Source organism: Micromonospora narathiwatensis (assembly GCF_900089605.1).
GTDB lineage: Bacteria > Actinomycetota > Actinomycetes > Mycobacteriales > Micromonosporaceae > Micromonospora > Micromonospora narathiwatensis.
The window spans coordinates 5,697,874-5,718,521 of the sequence record NZ_LT594324.1; the positions used below are offsets into that span (position 1 = coordinate 5,697,874).

Here is a 20,648-nt window from a genome sequence, read left to right on the forward strand (position 1 = left end):
GCCGGGGGCGGCCCCGCTGGCACGCCCTGCCGGCATCGTGGCACCGTCGGGTCCCCCACCGGGCCGGAATCGGGCAAGACGTCAGGTGAAGCGGCGTCCCTCGTCCCGCCGGTACGCCCACGCGGCGACCGCCGCCAGCACCACGACCCAGACGCCGAGCATGACCATGGAGACCGGGTCGGGCCGCCAGTCGGTGGTGGCCGCCCACACCACCTCCACCGCGCCCCGGGTGGGCAGGTAGGGGGCGATCGCCTTGATGAAGCCGGGCGCGTTGTCGGGGCCGCCGGAGAGCAGGCCACCGCCGAAGGCGAGCGGGAAGAAGACGAGCTGGGCGACCACGATCGCCGCCTTGCTCGGCAGCGAATAGCCGATGGCCAGCCCGAGCAGCGTGAACGGCACCGCGATCACCGCGATCGCGCCGGCGCCGAGCAGGAACTGCATCGGGGTCACCCGGGCGGCGGTGGCCACCGCGGCGATCACCACCACCGGGATCATGGACAGGTAGGTGAGCGCCAGGCCGGCCAGGATCCGGCCGGCGAGCCGGGGCGCCGGCCCCGCGGGCAGGGTCCGGGTGTACGGGTCCCAGGGCTTGTCGCGGTCCTCGGCGACGCCGATGCCGTACTGGAAGATGTTGGCGCTCATCACGGCGAAGGTGACCATGGCGGCGGTGGCGTAGGTGGCGCCGGCCGCGTCGTGCCCGGCGAAGGGCACCACGAAGAAGAGCATCGCGGCGGCCGGGAAGAACGCGCTGCCGAAGATCGCGACCGGGATCCGGACGGTCTCCAGCAGTTGGTAGCGGGCGTGGACCAGGGCGAGCGGCACGAGGTCTCCTAGACGGCGGCGGCGGTGGGCCGGTCGGGGGCGGTGATGGCGAGGAACGCCTCCTCCAGCGAGGTGGGCCGGACCTCCAGGTCCCGGAACGCCACCCCGGCGATGACCAGGTCGCGGACGAGCTGGTCGGCGTCCGTGGTGAGCAGGTGGGTACGCCCCTCGGCGTGCTCGGTGGCGACCACCCCGGGCAGCGGCGGCAGGTCGTCGGCGACCAGGCTGACCCGGCGTACGCCGACGATGCCCCGGATCGCCTCGACGGTGTCGTCGGCGAGCACCCGCCCGTGCCCCAGCACCACCACCCGCTGGGCGAGGGCCTCCACCTCCTCCAGGTAGTGGCTGCTCAGCAGCACGGTCCCGCCGTCGGCGTGGAAGCCGCGGATCGCCTCCCAGAGCGCGTGCCGCGCCTCGACGTCCAGCCCGGTGGTCGGCTCGTCGAGGACGACCAGCCGGGGCCGGCCGACGAAGGCGAGGGCCACCGCGAGCCGGCGGCGCTGCCCGCCGGAGAGGCCACCGGTCTGGCGTTTGACCTGGTCGCCGAGGCCGAACCGGTCGAGCAGCTCGCCCGCGGGGATCGGGTCGGGAAAGTGCCGGGAGACGAAATCGATCACCTCGCCGACCCGGAGCGTGGCGGGCAGGCCGGTCTCCTGCGGGGTGACCCCGAGCTGCCGCCGGCTGGCCGGGTCGCGCGGGTCGCCGCCGAACAGCTCCACCCGGCCGGCGGTGGGACGGCGTACCCCGACCAGCAGGTTGATCAGTGTGCTCTTGCCGGCGCCGTTGGGGCCGAGCAGGCCGACCAGTTCCCCGGTGCGCACGGTCAGGTCGACCCCGTCCAGGGCCAGCACCTCGCCGTAGCGGCGGCTGACCTGGTCGGCGCGGGCCAGGTTCATCGGGTCTCCTTCGCGGGTCGCGGTCCCGGGCGGGTCTGTCGTCACCCTGTCTATCGTGCCCGTGCCAATCCGCCGTCTCACCGACTGACACCCGCCGCCGCAGCGTGCGCGGTGGGGGAAAAGGGGCGGACTCAGCCGGCCAGGGGGCCGGGCAGCGGATCCCGGTGCAGCACCGAGAGCCGGGAGACCGCCCGGGTCAGGACCACGTAGAGGCGGTGCAGGCCGCGCGGCTCGGCGGCCACGATCGCGGCCGGCTCGACGACCACCACGTGGTCGTACTCCAGGCCCTTGACCAGGGTCGCCGGGACGACGGTGACGCGTGCCGCGGCCTCGACGTCGTCGGCGGTCGCGGTCTCGACGCCGGCGGCGTCGAGCGCCGCGCGGAGCCGGTCGACCGCGTCGTCGGCGGCGATCACGCCGACCGAGCCGTCGTGCGCGAGCGCCGCGCGCACCTCGGCCACCGTCGCCGCCGTCAACTCCTCGACGGTACGCACGTCCAGCGTCCCGTCGCGGCGCAGCGACTCGGCCGGGGGTACGTCGACGGCGAGTGCGGGCAGCAGCCGGTTGGCGAACGCGACCACCGCCGCGGGCACCCGGAAGCCGACGCTCAGCGGCACCACGGTCGCGCCCGGCTTGCCCAGGTGGGCCAGGGACTCCCGCCAGTCGGTGGCCGCCCACGGCGCGGTGCCCTGGGCCAGGTCGCCGAGCAGGGTGATCGAGCCGTGCTCGCTGCGGCGGGCGATGGCCCGGCACTGCATCGGGGAGAGGTCCTGCGCCTCGTCGACCACCACGTGCCCGAAGCCGCCGGGCCGCTCGATCAGCCCGGCCGCCTCGTCGATCAGCACGGCGTCCGCGGCGGTCCACCGCGTCGCCTTCGGGGTACGCCCCACCTTGCCCGAGCGCAGCAGCTCCTGCTCCTCGGTGGTGAGCAGCCCGTCGGCGGCGCCGGCGAGCGCGTCGGCGTCGGTGAGCAGCGTGTGCAGCAGCCCTTCCGGGGTGAGCGCCGGCCAGACCGCGTCGAGGAAGGCGGTGACCGGCTTGGCCTTGCCCATCCGGCGCAGCCAGGCGTCACTGGGCGACTCCGCCCGGCGGGCCTCGGACTGTCGTTGCAGCAGCCCCACCGCCCGGGCCCGGACGCGCTCCCGGCCGGTGGCGTACGGCAGCCCCTCGCGGCGGGTCTCGTCGACCACCCGGTGCAGCGGATCGAGGCCGATCCGCCAGCGGAACGAGCCGTCCGACACCATGATCGGCTCGGTGGGCGTACCGATGTGGGCGTCGACGGCGCGGCGCAGCACCTCGGCCATCCGGACGTCGTGCTTCAGGGCGGCGACGGCCGAGTCTTCGGCCGCGCGTACCGGCACCCGGGCGACCAGGTCCTCCACCGTGGCCTGCTCGACCTCGACCTCACCGAGCGCCGGCAGCACCGCGGCGATGTACGACAGGAACGCCCGGTTCGGTCCGACGATCAGCACCCCCGACCGGCGCAGCCGTTCCCGGTGCAGGTAGAGCAGGTACGCGGCGCGGTGCAGCCCGACCGCGGTCTTGCCGGTGCCTGGCGCGCCCTGCACGCAGATCGAGTCGGCCAGGTCGGCCCGGACCAGCTCGTCCTGTTCGGGCTGGATGGTGGCGACGATGTCCCGCATCGGGCCGACGCGGGGGCGCTCGATCTCGGCGGTGAGGATCCGGCTGGCCGTGCCCAGTTCCTCGCCCCGGTCCAGGTGCTCGTCCTCGAAGCTGGTCAGCAGGCCGGAGCTGAACCCGAACCGGCGCCGGACGGCGACCCCCTGCGGGTCGCGGGCGCTGGCCCGGTAGAACGACCGGGAGACCGGGGCCCGCCAGTCCAGCACCAGCGGCTCGCCGAGGTCGTCGGTGACGTGCCGGCGCCCGACGTGGTATTCGCGCCCGGCGTGATCCGGATCGGCCTCCCCGAAGTCGAGCCGGCCGAAGAAGAGCGGGGTGGTCGGGTCGTCGGCCAGTTCCTTGACCCGCCGGGCCATGTGCCGGCCCAGCTGTTCGGCGGTGTACGCGTCACCGGCGACCTTGTCGCCGGTGGCGAAGAGTGCCTCGGCGCGCTCGCGCATCCGGCGCAGCGCGGCACGGGAGGTGTCCAGGTGCGCGCGCTCGGCGGCGAGCGCGGCGTCCAGGGTCTGTTCTTGGGCGTGCAGGGTCATCCACGTACTCCTCGTCACGGGGAAAAACGCTGCCGCTCGCGTTTCCGACGTCGGTCGGCGCGGGGACGTCCTGTGCGGTGCTACTCACCACGGCCGTCGGGCGGGACAGAGCAGCCTACTCCGGCCGGTACGAAGAGCAACCGGTTTTCCCCGGGCCGGGTGGCCCTCGTCGCTGGTCCAGCCCGGTCGCGGGGCGGGATCATGGGGGCATGACCGAGGAGCGTCCCGAGCCGCGCCGGGTGACCATCAGCGACCCGCAGGTGATGCGGGCGCTGGCCCACCCGGCCCGACTAGCGATCATGGAACATCTCAGCGGGCTGGAGGGTGGCGCGACCGCCACCGAGTGCGCCGAGATCGCCGGCCTCTCGCCGAGCGCGACCAGCTACCACCTGCGGGCGCTGGCGAGGTACGGGCTGATCGAGGAGGCCCCGAGCCGGGGTGACGCCCGGGAGCGGGTCTGGCAGGCGTTCAGCCCGTCGTACTACGTCGAGTCGGGGCAGGACGCCGATTCCGACGCGCGGGCCGCCGAGTTGGCGCTGGTCGAGGCGCACCTGGCCCGGGACAACCAGCGCACCCGGGACTGGATCCGCAGGGCGCCGGAGCAGCCGGCCGAGTGGTATCACGCCGCCTGGTTCAGCGACACCATGCTGCTGCTCACCGCCGAGGAGTTGGCCGGCCTCAACGAGGCGATCCAGCAGTTGATGAGCCCCTACCTGCGCCGATACCGGAGGACCGATCCGCCGGAGGGCGCCCGGTCCGTCGCCGTGCAGTACCGGGCGATGCCCCTGGACTGAATTCGGGGTTGAGCGTACCAGGTGTGAAGGATTATTTTCGAAGTATGTCCTTCACACCTGGTACGTCGCGCTGGTCGGACGTCTGGCTCGCCACCGCCGCCCGGGGCGTCTCCAGCTGCGGGGACTTCCTCGCCGCGAGCGCCCTGACGCTGGCCCTGCAGTCCGCCGGGGCGGGCGGTCTCGCCGTCTCCGGGCTGCTGCTCGCCGCCACCCTGCCGCTGGTGGTGCTCGCCCCGCTGACCGGCCGGCTCGCCGACCGGGTGGACAGCCGGCTGCTGCTGGTGGTCGCCGGGTTCGCCCAGGCCGGGATCTGCCTCGCCCTCGCGTACGCCGGGCATCCGGCGCTGGTCATCGCCCTGGTGGCGCTGCTCGCGGCCGGGCTCGCGCTGACCCAGCCGGTGCTCTCCGCGCTGGTGCCGGTCATGGTCCGGGCCGAGGACCTGCCCCGGGCGGGCGCGCTCGTCCAGACCGCCGGCACCCTCGGCGCGCTCGCCGGCCCGGCGCTGGCCGGGCTGCTGGTCGGGGGATTCGGTGCCCGGGTGCCGCTGCTCGTCGACGCCGCCAGCTATCTCGCGCTGGTCGCGGCCGGGCTGCTCATCCGTACCCGCCGAGGTGGCCGGCGGTCCGGGCCGGCGGCCGGCGGCGCGGCCACCCCGCCGCCGACCTGGCGGCTGCGACGCGACCCGCTGCTGGTCGTCATGGTCGGCAGCCTCGCCGCGGTGATCGCCGCGGTCGGCGCGATCAACGTGATCGAGGTCTTCTTCATCCGGGAGACCCTGGGCAGCTCCACCACGGTGTACGGCCTGGTGACCGGCTCCTGGACGCTGGGCATCGTGATCGGCGGCTGGATCTTCGCCCGGATGGCCCGGCGCCTCGCCGACGACGGCGCGCTGCTCGGGGCCGGGCTGGCCCTGCTCGGCGGCTGCTGCCTGGCCGTCCTGGCCTCGGCGGCGGTGCCGGCCGCCTGGCTGCTCGTGCCGATCTGGCTGGCCGGCGGGGTGGGCAACGGCGGTGACAACGTCTTCAACAACCTGCTGCTGGCCCGGCGGGTCCCCGACGCGGCCCGGGGCCGGGCCTTCGCGGTCTTCGGGGCCGCGGTCCAGGGCGCCGGGATGGCCGGCTACCTGGCCGGTGGCCTGCTGCTGGAGGTGGCCGCGCCGCGACCGCTGGTCGCCGGCTGCGGGGTGGTCGGGGTGCTGGTGGTGATCGCGGTGGCACTGCCGGTCCGCCGGGCGGTACGCGCCGAGCGCGCGACGGCGGCTCTCCCCGTGCCGGCGGGCCCGGTGGGCGGGGGCGGCGGACCCGAGCCGGCCACCTCCGGTCGGGACCGGGTAGCCGCGGAGCGCGGTGCGGAGTTGGCCACTCAACTGCCCACCCGGTGAGCCGGCCCGGCGGCGCGGGGTTAACGTCGGGTCATGGCCGACCGTATCGCCCGCCCCCGGGTGGGGCACATCCAGTTCCTCAACTGCCTGCCGATCTACTGGGGGCTGATGCGGTCCGGCGCGCTGATCGACGTCGACCTGCACAAGGACTCGCCGGACCGGCTGAGCGCCGCGCTGGTCGCCGGTGACCTGGACATCGGCCCGATCTCGCACGTGGAGTACCTGCGGCACGCCGACGAGCTGCTGCTCCTGCCGGACCTGGCGGTCGGCAGCGACGGCCCGGTGCTCTCGGTCAACGTGGTCTCCACCAAGCCCCTCGCCGAGCTGGACGGGGGTCGGGTCGCGCTCGGCTCGACCTCGCGTACCGGGGTGCTCCTGGCCCGGATGCTGCTCGGCGAGCGGTACGGCGTGCGGCCGGAGTACTTCCGCTGCCCGCCGGAGCTGACCCAGATGCTGCTGGAGGCCGAGGCCGGCGTGCTGATCGGCGACGTGGCGCTGCGGGCGCTCTACGAGGCGCCCCGCAAGGGCCTCCAGGTGACCGACCTCGGGCAGGCCTGGCGGGACTGGACCGGGCTGCCGATGGTCTTCGCCGTCTGGGCGGTACGCCGGGACTTCGCCGCCGCCCACCCCGGCCTGGTCAAGGAGGTGCACGAGGCGTTCCTGCGTTCGCGCGACCTCTGCCTGGCCGAGCTGGACCAGGTGGCCGAGGCGGCGGCCCGCTGGGAGCCGTTCGACGCGGCGACGCTGGCGACGTACTTCCGTACCCTCGACTTCTCGCTCGGCGAGCGGCAGGTGGCCGGGCTGCGCGAGTTCGCGCGGCGGGCCGCCGCGATGGGCGAGGCGCCCGCGCTGCCCGCGAACGGGCCGGAGCTCTTCGCCAGCTGATTCGCCTCGACTCGGCCGCTTGGCTACTGCCGGGTTACCTGCCGCACGGTGGCAACGCTGCCGAAAAGCCGACAGGTTTCCCAGTTCTCCTGTTTGCGACCATTTGTCAACCCCGCCCGTAGCATGGCTGCGGCTAAGCTGAACCCAGCGAAGATCCCCGATGTGATGCTTGCTGAGATCTGAATGAGGGGTGACCACGGGGGATGTTGAAAGGTGCACATTTTCGGGTGCTTGGCGCCACACAGGTGGTTGGCCCGAATGGTGCGGCGAGAAGGCCACCCGGGGCGATGGTCCGTGAGCTGCTTCGCGCGCTCGTGATCAACGTGGGTCGGACGGTACCTCTGGACCATCTCATTGACCTGCTTTGGAGCGCGCCGCCAAGCTCCGCTAGGGCCAACTTGAGAAGTTACGCCACATCGCTGCGCAGGTTCGTTTCGTCAGTTGACAAAGGTCTGGCCGGAGGGCTGGTGAGCAGTCATCGCGGCGCTGCTGGCTATGGCCTGATGGCGCCGGTGGAAAAACTGGACTTGCTTTCCTTTAGGCGAGCGGCCCGGGAGGGGCGTGTTCAGTTGCGGCTTGGCGCAATTCAGCAGGCGGCAGCTGCCTTCTCTGGTGCTCTCGACCTCTGGCCCGGGTCCGCGACCCTGGAGCCGGGTCTACCTGGTGGTCGCCTCGTCGCCGCGTTAGCCGATCTTGAGGACCAGCGCGCGGCGGTCGTGGAAGACCTGGCTCGGGTACGGCTGGCACTCGGCGAAGCGGGATGCGTGGTGGTGGACATGGCGGAGCACACGCTGTGGCACCCGCTGCGGGAGCCTGGATGGGAAGTCCTCATGCAGGCGCGTTATCTCTGCAACGACACCCCGGGCGCGCTGGCTGCATTCGAGCGATTGCGGCGGATCCTTCGTGCCGAGTTGGGCATCGACCCTCATCCGTCGGTACAGCGGCTGCGCCTGGCGATCCTTCGCGGCGAGTCGATCTCGTCGTTTGTCACGTCCAGCTCGGGTTCGATCGCCCGGCCCCCTGACGTCGCTACCGAAGGTCGCGATATGCGGACCACATGCGGGCTCGATGGAGGCTGAAAGCCATGCTCGGTGGATGCGGCGGACGGGCCGCAGCCACCGGTCTCACCCGCTACGAAGGAGGGCATGTGAGAGCGACATCAATGGTACACAGAATTCTGCGCGTCTCGGCGGTGACCACGTTCGCCGCAGTGGTTGTCATCGGGCTGCATGTGCCGGCGCAGGCGGCCCATAGCGGTTCGGCTGCTGCGGCCCCGGACTCTCTCTCCGGCGAGGCCCTGGCAGAGCTGCGGGCCGCGCTCGACACCGAGCCGACACCGCCCCCACTGTCGGGCAAGGCTGCCGCAGATCTGGCCGCCAAGGACCGAGCGGCGCGTGCGAGCTGGAACGAGATGCAGCAGAAGCGCGACGGCGGGACCATGGGGACTCTGTGCATCCCTGAGCTCTGTGGTGTGCCGGCAAACGGAAGCGTGAGTAACGTCTTGCAATATCCGCAGGAGCGGGGCTACTGGTGTGGTCCGTCCGCATTGCGGACGGCCCTGCGGGTGCGAATCGCGTCCCCGGCCACCCAGACCACGCTTGCCAGCAAGTTGGGCACCACCACGGACGGTACCGCATGGTACGACGGAACATATCCGATGGAGAACGCGCTTGACTCCTACCTTGGGGCCTACGGGGCCAACTACGCCTCGGTCGCCCTGTCTGGCAGCCCGTCCACTACGGACAAGTCGAACTACAAGATTCGGATCTACAACAACACCAAGAACAACTGGGCCACGGTAGGCGATGCCTACGAGGTGACCGGCGGTCCTCATCTGGTTGGCCACCCGAACAGCAACATTTTCCACTGGTTCACGATTTACGGCTACAGCAACTACGGCGACGGCACCAACTATGCGGACCCCGCGTCCGGCTCGTCCTCGGTGAGCTGGGGCAGTCAGGTGCCGAAGTACTCCAACATGTCCTCGGATACGATTGTGGTGATCATGGGTGGGCGTGGTTACGTCTGGTAGACGTGCCGTCCTCATGAGCGCGCTCGCGCTGGCGAGCACCATCGGGTGCTCGCCAGCACGGCCCTCCGGCGATGGGCACACTTCTTCTGCCGCTGCGACCAGTGGCAAAGCACCGTCTACTGCCGACGCGGGGGAGAACGGGCAGTTAGCATCCCGGTTCTGCCCGGTCAAGCTGCCGGCGAACTGGCAGCAGGCCTTCGACCAGGGCCGGGTGGTCGGACGGCCGGGGGAGCAACTGCAGCTGGCGAGCGGCAGTGCGGACGGCCGACTGCTCTACGCCTTCGCCGTCGAGCCCAAGCGCCGGCGGGAACTGATTGAGCTGGCTGGCCCAGAGCGCCGCCGGACCGTCATCCAGAGCTTTCCGGCCGAGGGTGAAGCGCAGGTCGGTGAGTTCGCCGCCTTCGATGGTCGGTATCTCGCGTACGTCGTCACCTGGTCCTACCGCGACTTCAACAAGTGGAGCATCTACCTCTGGGACTCACAAACCCGACGAGCTCCCGTCAAGATTGGCCAATCCGTGAGCATGCCGGACGGCGCGAGCGCCCCCGGACCGTTCAATTACCTGGTCGCGCATCGCGGCAGGGTCGCCTGGGTGCAGGGGACCGGGCAGAAAGATGCGGCCCTCCACCTCTACTCGGCGGTTGAAAAACGGGACAGGGTCATCTCTCGAGGGCAGTACAGCTACCCCGTCCGTTTTGGCGATTTGCTGGTCTGGCCGGAATCGCTGACCGAGGGTGCGCCGACCCGGCTCCGTGCGGTCTCGTTCGATACGGGCAAGCCGGTCGACCTGCCCGCGCCGCTGCGCGACATCAGCGCGCCAGATGTGATGTACGGCGACGACGAGACGTTTGTATGGAGCAGTGAGAGCTGGACCCGACTCAAGGTGTGGCGTCGAGGTTGGGCCGCGCCGGTCGAGTTGCTTACCTCTCCCCAGGGCCTCGCACTCCAGCGGGCGCACGTCTCCGGTGACATCGTCAGCTGGGACAACTCTGAGGCGCAGTACGCGCTTGACCTGCGCACCGGCGGCTATGCCCAGATCACCCAGCAGTACGGCTCGAACAACACCTGGGGCAAGGTGCTCCAGGTCGGGCTGGCGCCAGCCGGGCGTGGACAGGGCTCGCCGCAGATCGTGGTCCGTGCCGACATGCTACCTCGGCTGCCGGGGTGCGCCCAGCCCTGACCGTCCTCCCTCTGCCGATGGTATGCGGGTGAGGCTGAGGCTGAGTACCAGCGTCTCTTCCGGAACATCTGTTGCTCGGCTAGGAGGCTGTAATGCTTTCCCGTCCTAATGGCAACGGTGGCAGCCCGATCTACGGGTTAGTTGTGTACTGATCGACGTCGGTTGCGGGGCTGGTGACCTTGTCCGGTGCCCGCGCCGGTCTTTAACCGATGGAGAAGGTGGCGATGGCAATGACCAACAACAGGATCCGGCGGCGCGTGGGTGGGTTTGCGCTGAGTACGCTGGTCGGGGCCGTCTCGGCGGCCGTCCTTCCGGCCGCTCCTGCGCTCGCTGCTACCTGTTATGGCGGTGCGGTGAGCTGGAGTGCCGGGCTAATGGGGCTGAATAGCGCGGCGACTCTCGGCCCCTACTACGCAAGCTCGCGATGTGCGGACATCAACATCAAGCAAACCAGCCAATCCACCGCTAACTCGGCCTGCGTCCGGTTTGGTTCGGCCACCAATCCGTGTAACTACCAGACTGTGGTGGCGGACGGTTCTTGGCATGTGATCGCAACGAACGTAAAGGACGGCACGAAGTTCTACGTCTCGCTTTTCAACGGAGACGGTGGCAGTCCGTCTGGACTACTGGCGTACTAAGAAGATCAAGCGCGAGGCGAATTTCGCGTCCTGACAGACATGGGAACAAGGAGGAGCGGCTCAATGAGGTTTTCCACGAAGGCGATTGCGGCCCTCGGTACGATGCTTGTCGGACTCGCGTCGTCCCTAGTCTTGGCGACTACCCCAGCGTCTGCCGCGACCTCATGTTACGACGGCGCTGTGTCGGTCTCCTACAACCAGGCTGATGCGGACGATTGGCGTGGGACGCGCGGGCCCTACACCACCTCGTCTCGCTGTGCCGACATCAACTTTAAGTTGACCGGCGTCCAGTACTCTCGCCAGTATTCGGTGGGCGTATGCGTCATGTTCAACTCGAGCTCTAATCCATGCAACTACTACACGTGGTTCTCCTCGACGGGTACGTGGAAGACCATCGCCACCAACGTTTATGACGGCACGAAGTTCTATATCTACATTCAAGGCCAAGCGGGGGGTCTGATCACCGGGCAACTCGCATATTGATGACCCTGCGCGGCGTCGCCGAGCCGGCAGCCGGTTCGGTGACGCCGCGTGGCACCACAGCAAGAGGCACCCCGAACTCAGGTCCCGTCCTCCGCGTCCTGGTCAGCTGGCCGGGCGCAGCAGCGCCTCGGTGATCCGCTCGCAGTTCTTCATGCCGTACTCCCACCCGATGTTGACCGGGTAGCGGACCATCACGCCCATCGTCCAGGTGTCGCCGATGGCCAGGCAGTTGATGTGCATCTCCCGCTCGCGGTCCCGGTTGATCCACCCGTTCTTGATGGCGATGGTCTTCTGCTCGGCGGCCGGGAACGCCTTGCGGATGCCGAAGTCGCCGGTGCCGCGGACCAGCCGCATCTCGTTGATCAGCCACTTGGTCCACTTCGGCCCGGCGGCGCGGCCGTCGTCGATGCAGAGGCCGAGCCGGGCGGTGTCCCGTGGGGACAGGTTGGTCCGGCTCCAGCCGCCGTCGCTGGCGACCTTGCTGTCGGTCAGCCCACACGTCTTGATCAGCCGCTTGATCGACTCGGCCCGGCCCACGCTGTTGTAGAACTGCTCGGCGAGGGTGTTGTCGCTGTCCCGGATGATCTTCGTGGCTTCGGCCAGCTTGACGTCGCTCGGGGTCTTCCCCGCCGCGGCGCTCAGGCGGAGGTAGTCGGCGACCACCCAGGCCTTGATCAGCGAGGCGGTGGTGCTGGTCTCGGCCATGTTCTTCGAGCCGATGACCTTCCCGGTGCGCTTGTCCAGCACGGCCCAGGAGTACCAGCCCTTGATGTCGAGGCTGTCGAGGTCCTGCGCGGTGAACGGCAGCGGCTCCAGCGACGGCGACGGGGAGGGCGTCGGCTGGGCGCGGGAGCTGCGGTCGGTGGGCGTACCCGTGGACCGGCCACTCGCGACGGCCTGGTGCGAGGTGGTGGTGGGGTGCAGCGGGGAGCCGGGCATCAGCCGGAGCGAGACGAGCACCAGCCCGACCAGGGTGATCGCGATGGCGCTGAACATCACCGGGCCGTGATGGCTGCCCGGCCGGCGTCGCTTGCCGCTCATCAGAGCTTCCCGATCGGCTGCTGCGGCACCTTGAGCGCGGCGCCGGGCTGCGGGGTCACCAACTGGGTGGCCACGCTGGCACAGACCTTCGCGCCGTACTCGAGGCCGCTGCCATCTGGGTAGCGCATCATCACCGCCAGGCTCCACTTGTCGGTGACGGCCAGGCAATTGACATGCCAGTTCCCGTCGTAGATGAGCGACGTCCACCCGTTCTTGATGCTCACCGGGCCCTGCGCCTTGATCTCGGCCGGCAGGCCGTCAATGATGCCCCACTTGCCGCCGCCGGACTTGCGCTGCTGAGTTTTGACGCTGCCGCGGACCTTGCTCATCTCGTCGAGGACCCACTTGGTCCACGTCGGGCCAGCGGCCTTTCCGTCGGCGATGCAGTCACCGAGTCGGACCGCGTCCTCGGGGGACATCTGGGTGAAGCTCCACCAACCCTCGTACCCGGGCACGTTGCCGCGCTTGGTGTCGGTGAGGCCGCAGATCTTGATGGCCCGCTGGATGACCGGGTCCGGCTTGCCGCCCGGCTGCACCTTGTAGGACCCTCCGGCCGCCGCGTAGACCTTGTTGGCGGCGTCGTCGTTGCTGTCTCGGATGGCGAGGCTCGCCGCCTGCTTCAGCGCCGTGGTCGGCTCTTTGTCGGGCCCGAGCTGGCGCAGATAGTCGGAGACGATCCAGGTCTTGAGCATCGACTCGGTAGAGCTGGTCTTGCCCATGTTCTTGGCGCCGCTGATCTCGCCGGTCTTCCGGTCCATCAGGGCCCAGGAGAAGAACTCTCCCTTGAAGTCGACCGAGACCGGGCCGGCGGCCAGGGTGGGCGGGGGCGGCGGCGTGGGCGCGGGGGCGGGCACCTTCTCCCCGCCGCCGATGCCGCCGATGCTGGCGAGGGTGTCGCCGCCGGAGAGGCGGGCGTACGCGGCGGGCACCAGCATGACGCCACCGAGGAGGACGGTCACGATGGCGAGCACCATGATCACGCGATGTCGCATGAGTGGGTGAACTCCAGATGTCTGGCCGGGGGGACCGGCTTTTCCGAATTGGTTCGGCCTGATCGCCGAGGCCGGGGGAGGCCTGGAGTCGGTGGCGATCGTCAGCAGCCGATCGGTGTGCCGGGGGAAGTCTACTTCCGGACAGGCCGGACACCAGAACTTGGCACCTGGCAACTCGCCGTGATGGCGGGGTAATCGACTGTTGTGCCGCCCTTGAGAGGATTCGCGGCCGATAAGTGGCCGACGTCACAGCGACGCGCTGGTCGTGGCTTATCACTGGAAGCGGTCATCAGGTGACGGAAGGTGGCATCGGAAACCTGTTACACCCTCTGGTGTCATTGGGCGGGAGCTGTAACACTGGCCTCATGTATGGCAACGACTTCGCCCCGCCGGAGGACGGTCCGGGCGGTGGCCTGCTCGGCGAGGTGGAGGCGGCGGAGGCGGCCCTGCGCGAGGCGGCCGCCCGCGCCCGGCACGGCGGGCCCGCCCCGGACGACGACCTCGACGCTTACTTCACGGACGTGATCGCCGCCGATCAGAAGATCGAACCGCGCGACTGGATGCCGGAGGCGTACCGGAAGACACTGATCCGGCAGATCGCCCAGCACGCGCACTCCGAGATCATCGGCATGCAGCCGGAGGGGAACTGGATCAGCCGGGCGCCCTCCCTCAAGCGCAAGGCGATCCTGTTGGCCAAGGTGCAGGACGAGGCCGGCCACGGCCTCTACCTCTACGCCGCGGCCGAGACGCTGGGCGTCAGCCGGGACGAGCTGGTGGAGCTGCTGCTGAACGGCCGGCAGAAGTACAGCTCGATCTTCAATTACCCGACCCTGACCTGGGCGGACGTGGGCGCGATCGGCTGGCTGGTCGACGGCGCGGCGATCGTCAACCAGGTGCCGCTGTGCCGCTGCTCCTACGGCCCCTACGCCCGGGCGATGATCCGGGTCTGCAAGGAGGAGTCGTTCCACCAGCGCCAGGGCTACGAGATCCTGCACACCCTGGCTCACGGCACCCCGGCGCAGAAGGCGATGGCCCAGGACGCGCTGGACCGCTGGTGGTACCCGTCGCTGGCGATGTTCGGCCCGCCGGACGGGGACTCGACCCACTCCACCCAGTCGATGGCCTGGAAGATCAAGCGGTTCTCCAACGACGAACTGCGCCAGCGCTTCGTCGACATGTGCGTGCAGCAGGCCGAGATCCTCGGGCTCACCCTGCCCGACCCCGACCTGCGCTGGAACGAAGAGCGGCAGGCGTACGACTACACCCAGCCGGACTACGACGAGCTGATGCGGGTGATCAAGGGCAACGGGCCGTGCAACCGGGAGCGGATGGCACACCGGCGCCGCGCCCACGACGAGGGCGCCTGGGTACGCGAGGCCGCCGCGGCGTACGCCGCGAAGCGGGCGGAGAAGCAGAAGGAGAAGGTGGCGGCGTGAGCGAACGTAGCGAGCGAACCGATCGGCTCAGCGCGAGCGATCCATCGCCACGGCTCAGCGCGGGCGATCCATCGCCTCGGATCGGCGCGGGCGATCCTTTGCCTCGGATCGGCGCGAGCGATCCTTCGCCTCTGTGGGAGGTCTTCGTGCGGGCCCGGCGCGGGTTGTCGCACACCCACGTCGGCAGCCTGCACGCCCCCGACGCCGAGCTGGCCCTGCGTAACGCCCGGGACCTCTACACCCGCCGCCAGGAGGGCGTCTCCATCTGGGTGGTGCCGACGAGCGCGATCACCGCGTCCAGCCCGGACGAGAAGGACGCCTTCTTCGACCCGGCCGCCGACAAGGTCTACCGCCACCCCACCTTCTACCCGGTGCCGGACGGGGTGGCCCACCTGTGACCAGCCTCTTCGACTACACCCTCGGCCTCGGCGACGACGCGCTGGTCGCGGCGCAGCGGCTCGGCGAGTGGACCTCACACGCGCCGGAGATGGAGGAGGACATCGCGCTGGCGAACATCGCCCTCGACCAGCTCGGCGCGGCCCGCCTCCTGCTCACGTACGCGGGCGAACTGGAGGGCGCCGGCCGGGACGAGGACGCGCTGGCGTACCTCCGCGACGACCGGGAGTTCCGCAACTGTCTCCTGGTCGAGCTGCCCAACGGCGACTTCGCGGTCACCATGGCGAAGCTGTTCTTCCTGGCCGCGTACCAGCTTCCGCTCTACACCGCGCTGGCCGGGTGCGGCGACGAGCGGCTCGCCGCGATCGGCGCGAAGGCCCGCAAGGAGTCCGCGTACCACCTGGACCACGCGTCGCTCTGGGTGAAGCGGCTCGGCGACGGCACCGAGGAGTCGCACCGCCGGATGCAGGCCGCGGTCGAGCAGGTGTGGCCGTACACCCATGAGCTGTTCGCGGCGGCCCCGGCGGCGCCGGTCGACCCGGCCACCCTGCGGGCCGACTTCGACACCTGCGTCGACGCCGTGCTGGCCGAGGCGACGCTGACCAGGCCGGCGGACGGCTGGACGCCGGGTGGCGGCCGGGACGGCGTGCACACCGAGCACCTCTCGTACCTGCTGGCCGAGATGCAGGTCCTGCACCGCGCCCACCCGGGAGCGCGCTGGTGAGCGCGAGGAGTGCAGCGAAGCGGAGCCCCGCAGTCGCGAACGAAAGGTGGCGCTGGTGAGCGCGAGGAGTGCAGCGAAGCGGAGCCCCGCAGTCGCGAACGAAAGGTGGCGCTGGTGAGTGACCCGAGGGAGGCCGTGGCGGCGGTGGTGGACCCGGAGATCCGGGTCATCACCATCGACGAGCTGGGCATCCTCCGCTCGGTCGACGAGGACCCGGCGACCGGCCGGGTGCTCGTCACCATCACCCCCACCTACACCGGCTGCCCGGCGATGGACGTGATCCGCGCCGACATCCGCCGGGCGCTGGCCGCCGCCGGTCACCCGGACGCCGAGATCCGTACGGTGCACGCCCCGGCCTGGAGCACGGACTGGATCTCGGAGCGCGGCCGGGCCAAGCTCGCCGCCGCCGGGATCGCCCCGCCCGCTCCGACCCGGGCGGGCAACGTCGTGTCGCTGACCCTCGCCGTCCGCTGCCCACGCTGTGGCTCCCCGGACACCGAACAGGTCAGCCGCTTCGGCTCCACCGCGTGCAAGGCGCTGTGGCGCTGCCGCTCCTGCTCCGAACCCTTCGACCACCTGAAGGCGCTGTGACTGTCACCATCACCCGACCGGTCCGTCGCCGGCCGGCCTTCCACCCGCTGCCCGTCGTCGCCGTCGACCGGCTCACCGACGACGCCGTGGCGATCACCTTCGGCGTACCGGAGGAACTGCGGGAGACCTTCGCGTTCTCCGCCGGCCAGCACCTCACGGTCCGGCGTCCCGCCGGAGGCGGGCTCACCGGCTCCGCCGGTCCCGGCGGGGAGGACGTGCGGCGGTCGTACTCGATCTGCTCGACCCCGGAGGAGCTGGCCCGGCACGGCCGGCTGCGGATCGGGGTGCGGGAGATCCCCGGGGGCGCCTTCTCCGCGTACGCCTGCGGTGCGCTGCGCGACGGCGACACCGTCGAGGTGCTGCCCCCGCTCGGGCACTTCACCACGGCGTTCGCGCCGGACCGGGTCCGGCACTACGGCGCGGTGGTCGCCGGCTCCGGGATCACCCCGGTGCTCTCGCTGGTCGCGACCGCGCTGGCCGTCGAGCCGGCCAGCACCTTCACCCTGGTGTACGGCAACCGCACCGCGAACTCGGTGATGTTCGCCGAGGAGCTGGCCGACCTGAAGGACCGGTATCCGACCCGGCTGCACCTGGTGCACGTGCTCTCCCGCGAGCAGGGCGAGTCGCCGCTGCTCTCCGGGCGGATCGACACCGAGCGGCTGACCCGGCTGCTGGACACCGTCGTCCCCGGCGACGCCATCGAGGAGTGGTTCCTCTGCGGCCCGTACGGGATGGTGGTGGACGCCAAGGCGCTGCTCACCGCCCGGGGCCTGCCGGATTCGGCGGTGCGCACCGAACTGTTCCACGTCGACGCCCCGCCGGAGCCGGTCCGTCGTCCGACCGCCGAGCCGGGCGCCGGCGCCGAGGTGACGATCGTGCTCGACGGGCGTTCGTCCAGCTTCACGATGGGGCGGGACGAGCGGGTGCTGGACGCGGCGCTGAAGGTCCGCGGCGAGCTGCCGTACGCCTGCAAGGGCGGGGTCTGCTCGACCTGCAAGGCGAAGGTGGTCTCCGGCGAGGTGACCATGGCCCGCAACTACGCCCTGGAGCCGGACGAGTTGGCCGCCGGATACGTCCTCACCTGCCAGTCGAGCCCGGTGACGGACACGCTCACCGTCGACTACGACGCGTGACTGCCGCGAGGATCAGCTCCGGGGAGCAGGACACCCGCGCGAACCGGGAGTTCGTGGGCCGGTTCGCCGGACCGAGCGGTCGGGCAGGGGGATCGCATTGTCTTGTCCGGAAGCTCCGGACAGGGGTAGCCTGCAATGGCCAGGGGCAGTAGCTCCATGGAAGTGGACCCGGCAGCCTTCCGGACGGTGGGTGAGCCGGGTCTCGCGCTGTCTCAGCCCATCAGACCTGCCGCGACTCACTGACCATGCGACGTATGGAATCCTTCCATCGCCCGCCTTTGGCCCAGCACCAGGCCAGCGCGTCGGGTATGGCCAGTAGGCACTCTTCGTGAGCGCGTAGCTGGTCGTAACGGAGTGTGCCGTCCGCCCCACACTTCCTGACCTGCTCGAAGAGTAGGCGCTGATCGGCCCGGAAGGTCGAGTCGTCGCGTTCCAGGACGAGACGAGACGCGCCAATCTTCGCTGCGTGCTCCACGAGCTCGATGAGGCATGCTTCGCGAGCTGCCCTGGCGTGTCGGTGATCTTTGGCGTCGAAGATGACGGCGTGGGCGGACAGGGCGAGAACGGCGTCGATGATCTGGCGGCGCCGGTCGTCCCTCTCCTTGTGAAAGTGGATGCGGCGTTGGCCGGGCAGGATTAGATCGCGAATCGATCGGCGCGCAGCGGTCAGGTCACCCGGGAGCACGACCACGGCGGCGATGAGAAGTCCCCGCTCTTTGGTCTCGTCCACGAAGACGTGCGCAGTCACGGAGCGGCGGACCTTACCTGTTGCGGCCGAGGGACTCGGGTCAGGCGTCGACGATTTCTTTGATTCGATCGAGCCTCTGCTGAGGGGTCAGTGCAGCCAGGTTTTTGGTGCCGATGACGTCGAGTTCCGCTCGGACGTCGCAGTCGTCGGGCTGGAGCACGGCGTCGATCACTCGTGCCCGGGAGCCGCCGTCCCGGGCGTAGATCCAGACCGTCTGCCACTGGCGTGGCTCGGTGTTCAGTTCGGCGTTGAGCCGGTGCGAAGGGAAGAAGCCGAGGCCGGTCGCCTTGAGTGTTTCGGCGATCTCCGCCAGGACCCAGCGGCCGAGCTTTCGGTAACCCAACTCGTCCCGTAACTCACCGAGGGTCGCTTCCGTTAGGCCGCCGTCGGCTCGGCACCGGGCGGCAATGCCCGGAGCGGTGTCCATCTCGCTCACGTCCCGCCTCCACTGGCATCGATGGATGTTCCAGCAAGATAGTGACGTCCGTTCGCACATCTTGTCAATCGGGCGCTAATTATTTATTTTGATCTTGCGGATATGTCCGAACGCGGCTGTGGGTCACATCGGTAGGCCCGGCACGGCGACGTGCGCCCTAGGCGACGTAGGCTCGGGGCGTGACGGTGAGCCGGGAGATCGACGACATCCTGCAGCGCGGCGCGGACGGCGGGCGGATCGCGCCCGAGGAGGCCCTGCTGCTCTACACCGAGGCGCCCTTCCACCCGCTGGGCGAGGCGGCGGACGCGGTGCGCCGACGGCGCTACCCGGACAACATCGTCACGTACCTGATCGACCGCAACATCAACTACACGAACGTCTGCGTGACGGCGTGCAAGTTCTGCGCCTTCTACCGCGCGCCCAAGCACAAGGAGGGCTGGACCCACCCCACCGAGGAGATCCTGCGCCGCTGCGGCGAGGCGGTGGAACTGGGCGCGACCCAGGTGATGCTCCAGGGCGGCCACCACCCGGACTACGGGGTGGAGTACTACGAGGAGCTGTTCTCGGCGGTCAAGAAGGCGTACCCGCAGCTCGCCATCCACTCGATCGGGCCGAGCGAGATCCTGCACATGGCCAAGGTCTCCGGGGTGAGCCTGGACGAGGCCATCGCCCGGATCAAGACCGCCGGGCTGGACTCGATCGCCGGCGCCGGCGCCGAGATGCTGCCGGACCGGCCGCGCCAGGCGATCGCCCCGCTGAAGGAGTCGGGCGCACGCTGGCTGGAGGTCATGGAGCTGGCGCACCGGCAGGGTCTCGAATCGACCGCGACCATGATGATGGGCACCGGCGAGACCAACGCCGAGCGGATCGAGCACCTGCGGATGATCCGTGACGTGCAGGAGCGCACCGGTGGCTTCCGGGCGTTCATCCCGTGGACGTACCAGCCGGAGAACAACCACCTCAAGGGCCGTACCCAGGCGACCACCATGGAATACCTGCGGCTGGTCGCGGTGGCCCGGCTGTTCTTCGAGACGGTGCCGCACCTCCAGGCGTCCTGGCTGACCACCGGTAAGGACGTCGGCCAGCTCGCGCTGCACATGGGCGTGGACGACCTCGGCTCGATCATGCTGGAGGAGAACGTCATCTCCTCGGCCGGCGCCCGGCACCGGTCCAACCTGCACGAGCTGATCGGCATGATCCGTTCCGCCGACCGGATCCCGGCGCAGCGGGACACCCTCTACAACCGGCTCGCGGTGCACCGGACGCCGGCCGACGACCCGACCGACGAGCGGGTGGTCTCGCACTTCTCCTCGATCGCCCTGCCCGGTGGCGGGGCCGGGAAGTCGCTGCCGCTCGTCGAGGTCAACTGAGTCGCTTCGTCGCTCCCCGCGACGCCCGCCGTACGTCTGGTGACCGGCCGGCTCGGCGATCCCGGTCGGCCGAACGGCCACTACGCGATCGTCGCGGGGCTGGTTTCCGGTGCCCGTTCACGGGAGCGTGGCCCGGTGCTCGCCACAACAAGAGGCATCAATTCGGGCAATCCCCGGGTGGTGCTCAGCCGCGCAGGTGGTGAAGCGCCGGCGCGTGGGGTGGCGTGGGTGATCGTGGGCCGCTAACGTGCCCGCTCGTCCCCGTTTCGTTCCTCGTACGGGGTGAACCGCCACCATGATCTTGCGGGACCGGCGGGTCCGCCGGTCGTCCTCCATCGGCTCGTGAGGGCCGTTCACATAACGCACGGCAGTCGAGGGCGGGATGGGTCACCATCCCGCCCTCGCTGTCTCCGCTCCGTTGAGGACGGACGAAATGCGGCGACGCGGTTCTGGCGTGGCGTTACGTCGCTCCGGTAGCGTCCCTTCGTACCGCAACCG

At 70.2% G+C, this 20,648-nt stretch carries 20 protein-coding genes; 13 read left to right on the forward strand and 7 right to left on the reverse strand.

Annotation, left to right across the window (positions count from 1 at the left end):
* Positions 1–81: 81 nt before the first annotated feature.
* The 3 genes from GA0070621_RS25085 to GA0070621_RS25095 all read right to left on the reverse strand — a co-directional run bounded on the left by GA0070621_RS25085 (position 82) and on the right by GA0070621_RS25095 (position 3,889).
* Positions 82–822: an ABC transporter permease gene (locus tag GA0070621_RS25085; RefSeq protein WP_091200354.1), complete on the reverse strand. Its 741-nt coding sequence runs from the start codon at positions 820–822 to the stop codon at positions 82–84.
* A gap of 8 nt (positions 823–830) precedes the next feature.
* The gene (locus GA0070621_RS25090) at positions 831–1,718 is read right to left on the reverse strand and encodes an ABC transporter ATP-binding protein (protein ID WP_091200356.1); all 888 of its coding nucleotides are present in this window, start codon (positions 1,716–1,718) and stop codon (positions 831–833) included.
* A gap of 131 nt (positions 1,719–1,849) precedes the next feature.
* Positions 1,850–3,889, reverse strand: a complete 2,040-nt coding sequence (locus GA0070621_RS25095) for a HelD family protein (protein WP_091200359.1) — start codon at positions 3,887–3,889, stop codon at positions 1,850–1,852.
* Between the two features lie 209 nt (positions 3,890–4,098).
* Between GA0070621_RS25095 and GA0070621_RS25100 the strand changes: the two genes are divergently transcribed.
* From GA0070621_RS25100 to GA0070621_RS29645, 7 genes are all read left to right on the forward strand, one after another.
* Complete coding sequence (locus tag GA0070621_RS25100; protein ID WP_091200361.1) at positions 4,099–4,683, forward strand: ArsR/SmtB family transcription factor; 585 nt, start codon at positions 4,099–4,101, stop codon at positions 4,681–4,683.
* A 44-nt stretch (positions 4,684–4,727) separates the two neighbouring features.
* On the forward strand, positions 4,728–6,065 hold the full coding sequence (locus GA0070621_RS25105; RefSeq protein WP_091200363.1) for an MFS transporter: 1,338 nt from the start codon (positions 4,728–4,730) through the stop codon (positions 6,063–6,065).
* 33 nt (positions 6,066–6,098) lie between these two features.
* On the forward strand, positions 6,099–6,950 hold the full coding sequence (locus GA0070621_RS25110; protein ID WP_091200366.1) for a menaquinone biosynthetic enzyme MqnA/MqnD family protein: 852 nt from the start codon (positions 6,099–6,101) through the stop codon (positions 6,948–6,950).
* 467 nt (positions 6,951–7,417) lie between these two features.
* The gene (locus GA0070621_RS25115) at positions 7,418–8,029 is read left to right on the forward strand and encodes an AfsR/SARP family transcriptional regulator (protein ID WP_167667332.1); all 612 of its coding nucleotides are present in this window, start codon (positions 7,418–7,420) and stop codon (positions 8,027–8,029) included.
* A 113-nt stretch (positions 8,030–8,142) separates the two neighbouring features.
* Entirely contained in the window at positions 8,143–8,982 is an 840-nt protein-coding gene (locus GA0070621_RS25120; protein WP_157740047.1) for a cysteine peptidase family C39 domain-containing protein, read from the forward strand.
* Between the two features lie 13 nt (positions 8,983–8,995).
* Positions 8,996–10,162, forward strand: coding sequence for a hypothetical protein (locus GA0070621_RS25125; RefSeq protein ID WP_157740048.1), 1,167 nt, complete (start codon positions 8,996–8,998; stop codon positions 10,160–10,162).
* Positions 10,163–10,386: 224 nt separating this feature from the next.
* Complete coding sequence (locus GA0070621_RS29645; protein ID WP_157740049.1) at positions 10,387–10,800, forward strand: hypothetical protein; 414 nt, start codon at positions 10,387–10,389, stop codon at positions 10,798–10,800.
* Between the two features lie 585 nt (positions 10,801–11,385).
* On the opposite strand, the gene GA0070621_RS25135 is transcribed toward GA0070621_RS29645, so the two are convergent.
* The gene (locus GA0070621_RS25135) at positions 11,386–12,324 is read right to left on the reverse strand and encodes a serine hydrolase (RefSeq protein WP_091200376.1); all 939 of its coding nucleotides are present in this window, start codon (positions 12,322–12,324) and stop codon (positions 11,386–11,388) included.
* Positions 12,324–13,316 (reverse strand): hypothetical protein, encoded by a 993-nt coding sequence (locus tag GA0070621_RS25140; protein WP_091200378.1) that lies wholly within the window; start codon positions 13,314–13,316, stop codon positions 12,324–12,326. The genes GA0070621_RS25135 and GA0070621_RS25140 overlap by 1 nt, the downstream gene beginning before the upstream one ends.
* A 365-nt stretch (positions 13,317–13,681) precedes the next feature.
* Here GA0070621_RS25140 and paaA point away from each other — a divergent pair, with 365 nt between their 5' ends.
* The 5 genes from paaA (at position 13,682) to paaE (ending at position 17,596) form a co-directional block, all read left to right on the forward strand.
* A complete protein-coding gene (gene paaA / locus GA0070621_RS25145) occupies positions 13,682–14,752 on the forward strand; it encodes a 1,2-phenylacetyl-CoA epoxidase subunit PaaA (protein WP_091200379.1) in 1,071 nt (356 codons plus the stop codon).
* An 80-nt stretch (positions 14,753–14,832) separates the two neighbouring features.
* A complete protein-coding gene (gene paaB / locus GA0070621_RS25150; RefSeq protein WP_091202829.1) occupies positions 14,833–15,150 on the forward strand; it encodes a 1,2-phenylacetyl-CoA epoxidase subunit PaaB in 318 nt (105 codons plus the stop codon).
* Positions 15,147–15,872, forward strand: a complete 726-nt coding sequence (gene paaC / locus GA0070621_RS25155) for a 1,2-phenylacetyl-CoA epoxidase subunit PaaC (protein ID WP_091200381.1) — start codon at positions 15,147–15,149, stop codon at positions 15,870–15,872. The genes paaB and paaC overlap by 4 nt, the downstream gene beginning before the upstream one ends.
* Before the next feature lie 114 nt (positions 15,873–15,986).
* Positions 15,987–16,463 carry a 1,2-phenylacetyl-CoA epoxidase subunit PaaD gene (gene paaD, locus GA0070621_RS25160; RefSeq protein ID WP_091202830.1) on the forward strand — a complete coding sequence of 159 codons (477 nt, stop codon included), beginning with the start codon at positions 15,987–15,989 and terminating at the stop codon, positions 16,461–16,463.
* Positions 16,460–17,596 carry a 1,2-phenylacetyl-CoA epoxidase subunit PaaE gene (gene paaE, locus GA0070621_RS25165; RefSeq protein WP_091200383.1) on the forward strand — a complete coding sequence of 379 codons (1,137 nt, stop codon included), beginning with the start codon at positions 16,460–16,462 and terminating at the stop codon, positions 17,594–17,596. The genes paaD and paaE overlap by 4 nt, the downstream gene beginning before the upstream one ends.
* 220 nt (positions 17,597–17,816) lie before the next feature.
* Here paaE and GA0070621_RS25170 read toward each other — a convergent pair whose 3' ends face one another.
* Together GA0070621_RS25170 and GA0070621_RS25175 are read right to left on the reverse strand one after the other, a co-directional pair.
* Entirely contained in the window at positions 17,817–18,344 is a 528-nt protein-coding gene (locus GA0070621_RS25170) for a hypothetical protein (protein ID WP_091200386.1), read from the reverse strand.
* 40 nt (positions 18,345–18,384) lie between these two features.
* Positions 18,385–18,780, reverse strand: a complete 396-nt coding sequence (locus GA0070621_RS25175; protein ID WP_167667337.1) for a hypothetical protein — start codon at positions 18,778–18,780, stop codon at positions 18,385–18,387.
* A 179-nt stretch (positions 18,781–18,959) separates the two neighbouring features.
* Here GA0070621_RS25175 and mqnC point away from each other — a divergent pair, with 179 nt between their 5' ends.
* Entirely contained in the window at positions 18,960–20,150 is a 1,191-nt protein-coding gene (gene mqnC / locus GA0070621_RS25180; RefSeq protein WP_091200388.1) for a cyclic dehypoxanthinyl futalosine synthase, read from the forward strand.
* Positions 20,151–20,648 lie beyond the last annotated feature (498 nt).

Coding starts and splice junctions, on each gene's coding strand:
- paaA (WP_091200379.1), top strand. CDS start 13,682: ATGTATGGCAACGACTTCGCCCCGCCGGAGGACGGTCCGGGCGGTGGC.
- GA0070621_RS25105 (WP_091200363.1), top strand. CDS start 4,728: ATGTCCTTCACACCTGGTACGTCGCGCTGGTCGGACGTCTGGCTCGCC.
- GA0070621_RS25110 (WP_091200366.1), top strand. CDS start 6,099: ATGGCCGACCGTATCGCCCGCCCCCGGGTGGGGCACATCCAGTTCCTC.
- GA0070621_RS25140 (WP_091200378.1), bottom strand. CDS start 13,316: ATGCGACATCGCGTGATCATGGTGCTCGCCATCGTGACCGTCCTCCTC.
- GA0070621_RS25095 (WP_091200359.1), bottom strand. CDS start 3,889: ATGACCCTGCACGCCCAAGAACAGACCCTGGACGCCGCGCTCGCCGCC.
- GA0070621_RS29645 (WP_157740049.1), top strand. CDS start 10,387: ATGGCAATGACCAACAACAGGATCCGGCGGCGCGTGGGTGGGTTTGCG.
- GA0070621_RS25125 (WP_157740048.1), top strand. CDS start 8,996: ATGAGCGCGCTCGCGCTGGCGAGCACCATCGGGTGCTCGCCAGCACGG.
- GA0070621_RS25100 (WP_091200361.1), top strand. CDS start 4,099: ATGACCGAGGAGCGTCCCGAGCCGCGCCGGGTGACCATCAGCGACCCG.
- GA0070621_RS25090 (WP_091200356.1), bottom strand. CDS start 1,718: ATGAACCTGGCCCGCGCCGACCAGGTCAGCCGCCGCTACGGCGAGGTG.
- GA0070621_RS25135 (WP_091200376.1), bottom strand. CDS start 12,324: ATGAGCGGCAAGCGACGCCGGCCGGGCAGCCATCACGGCCCGGTGATG.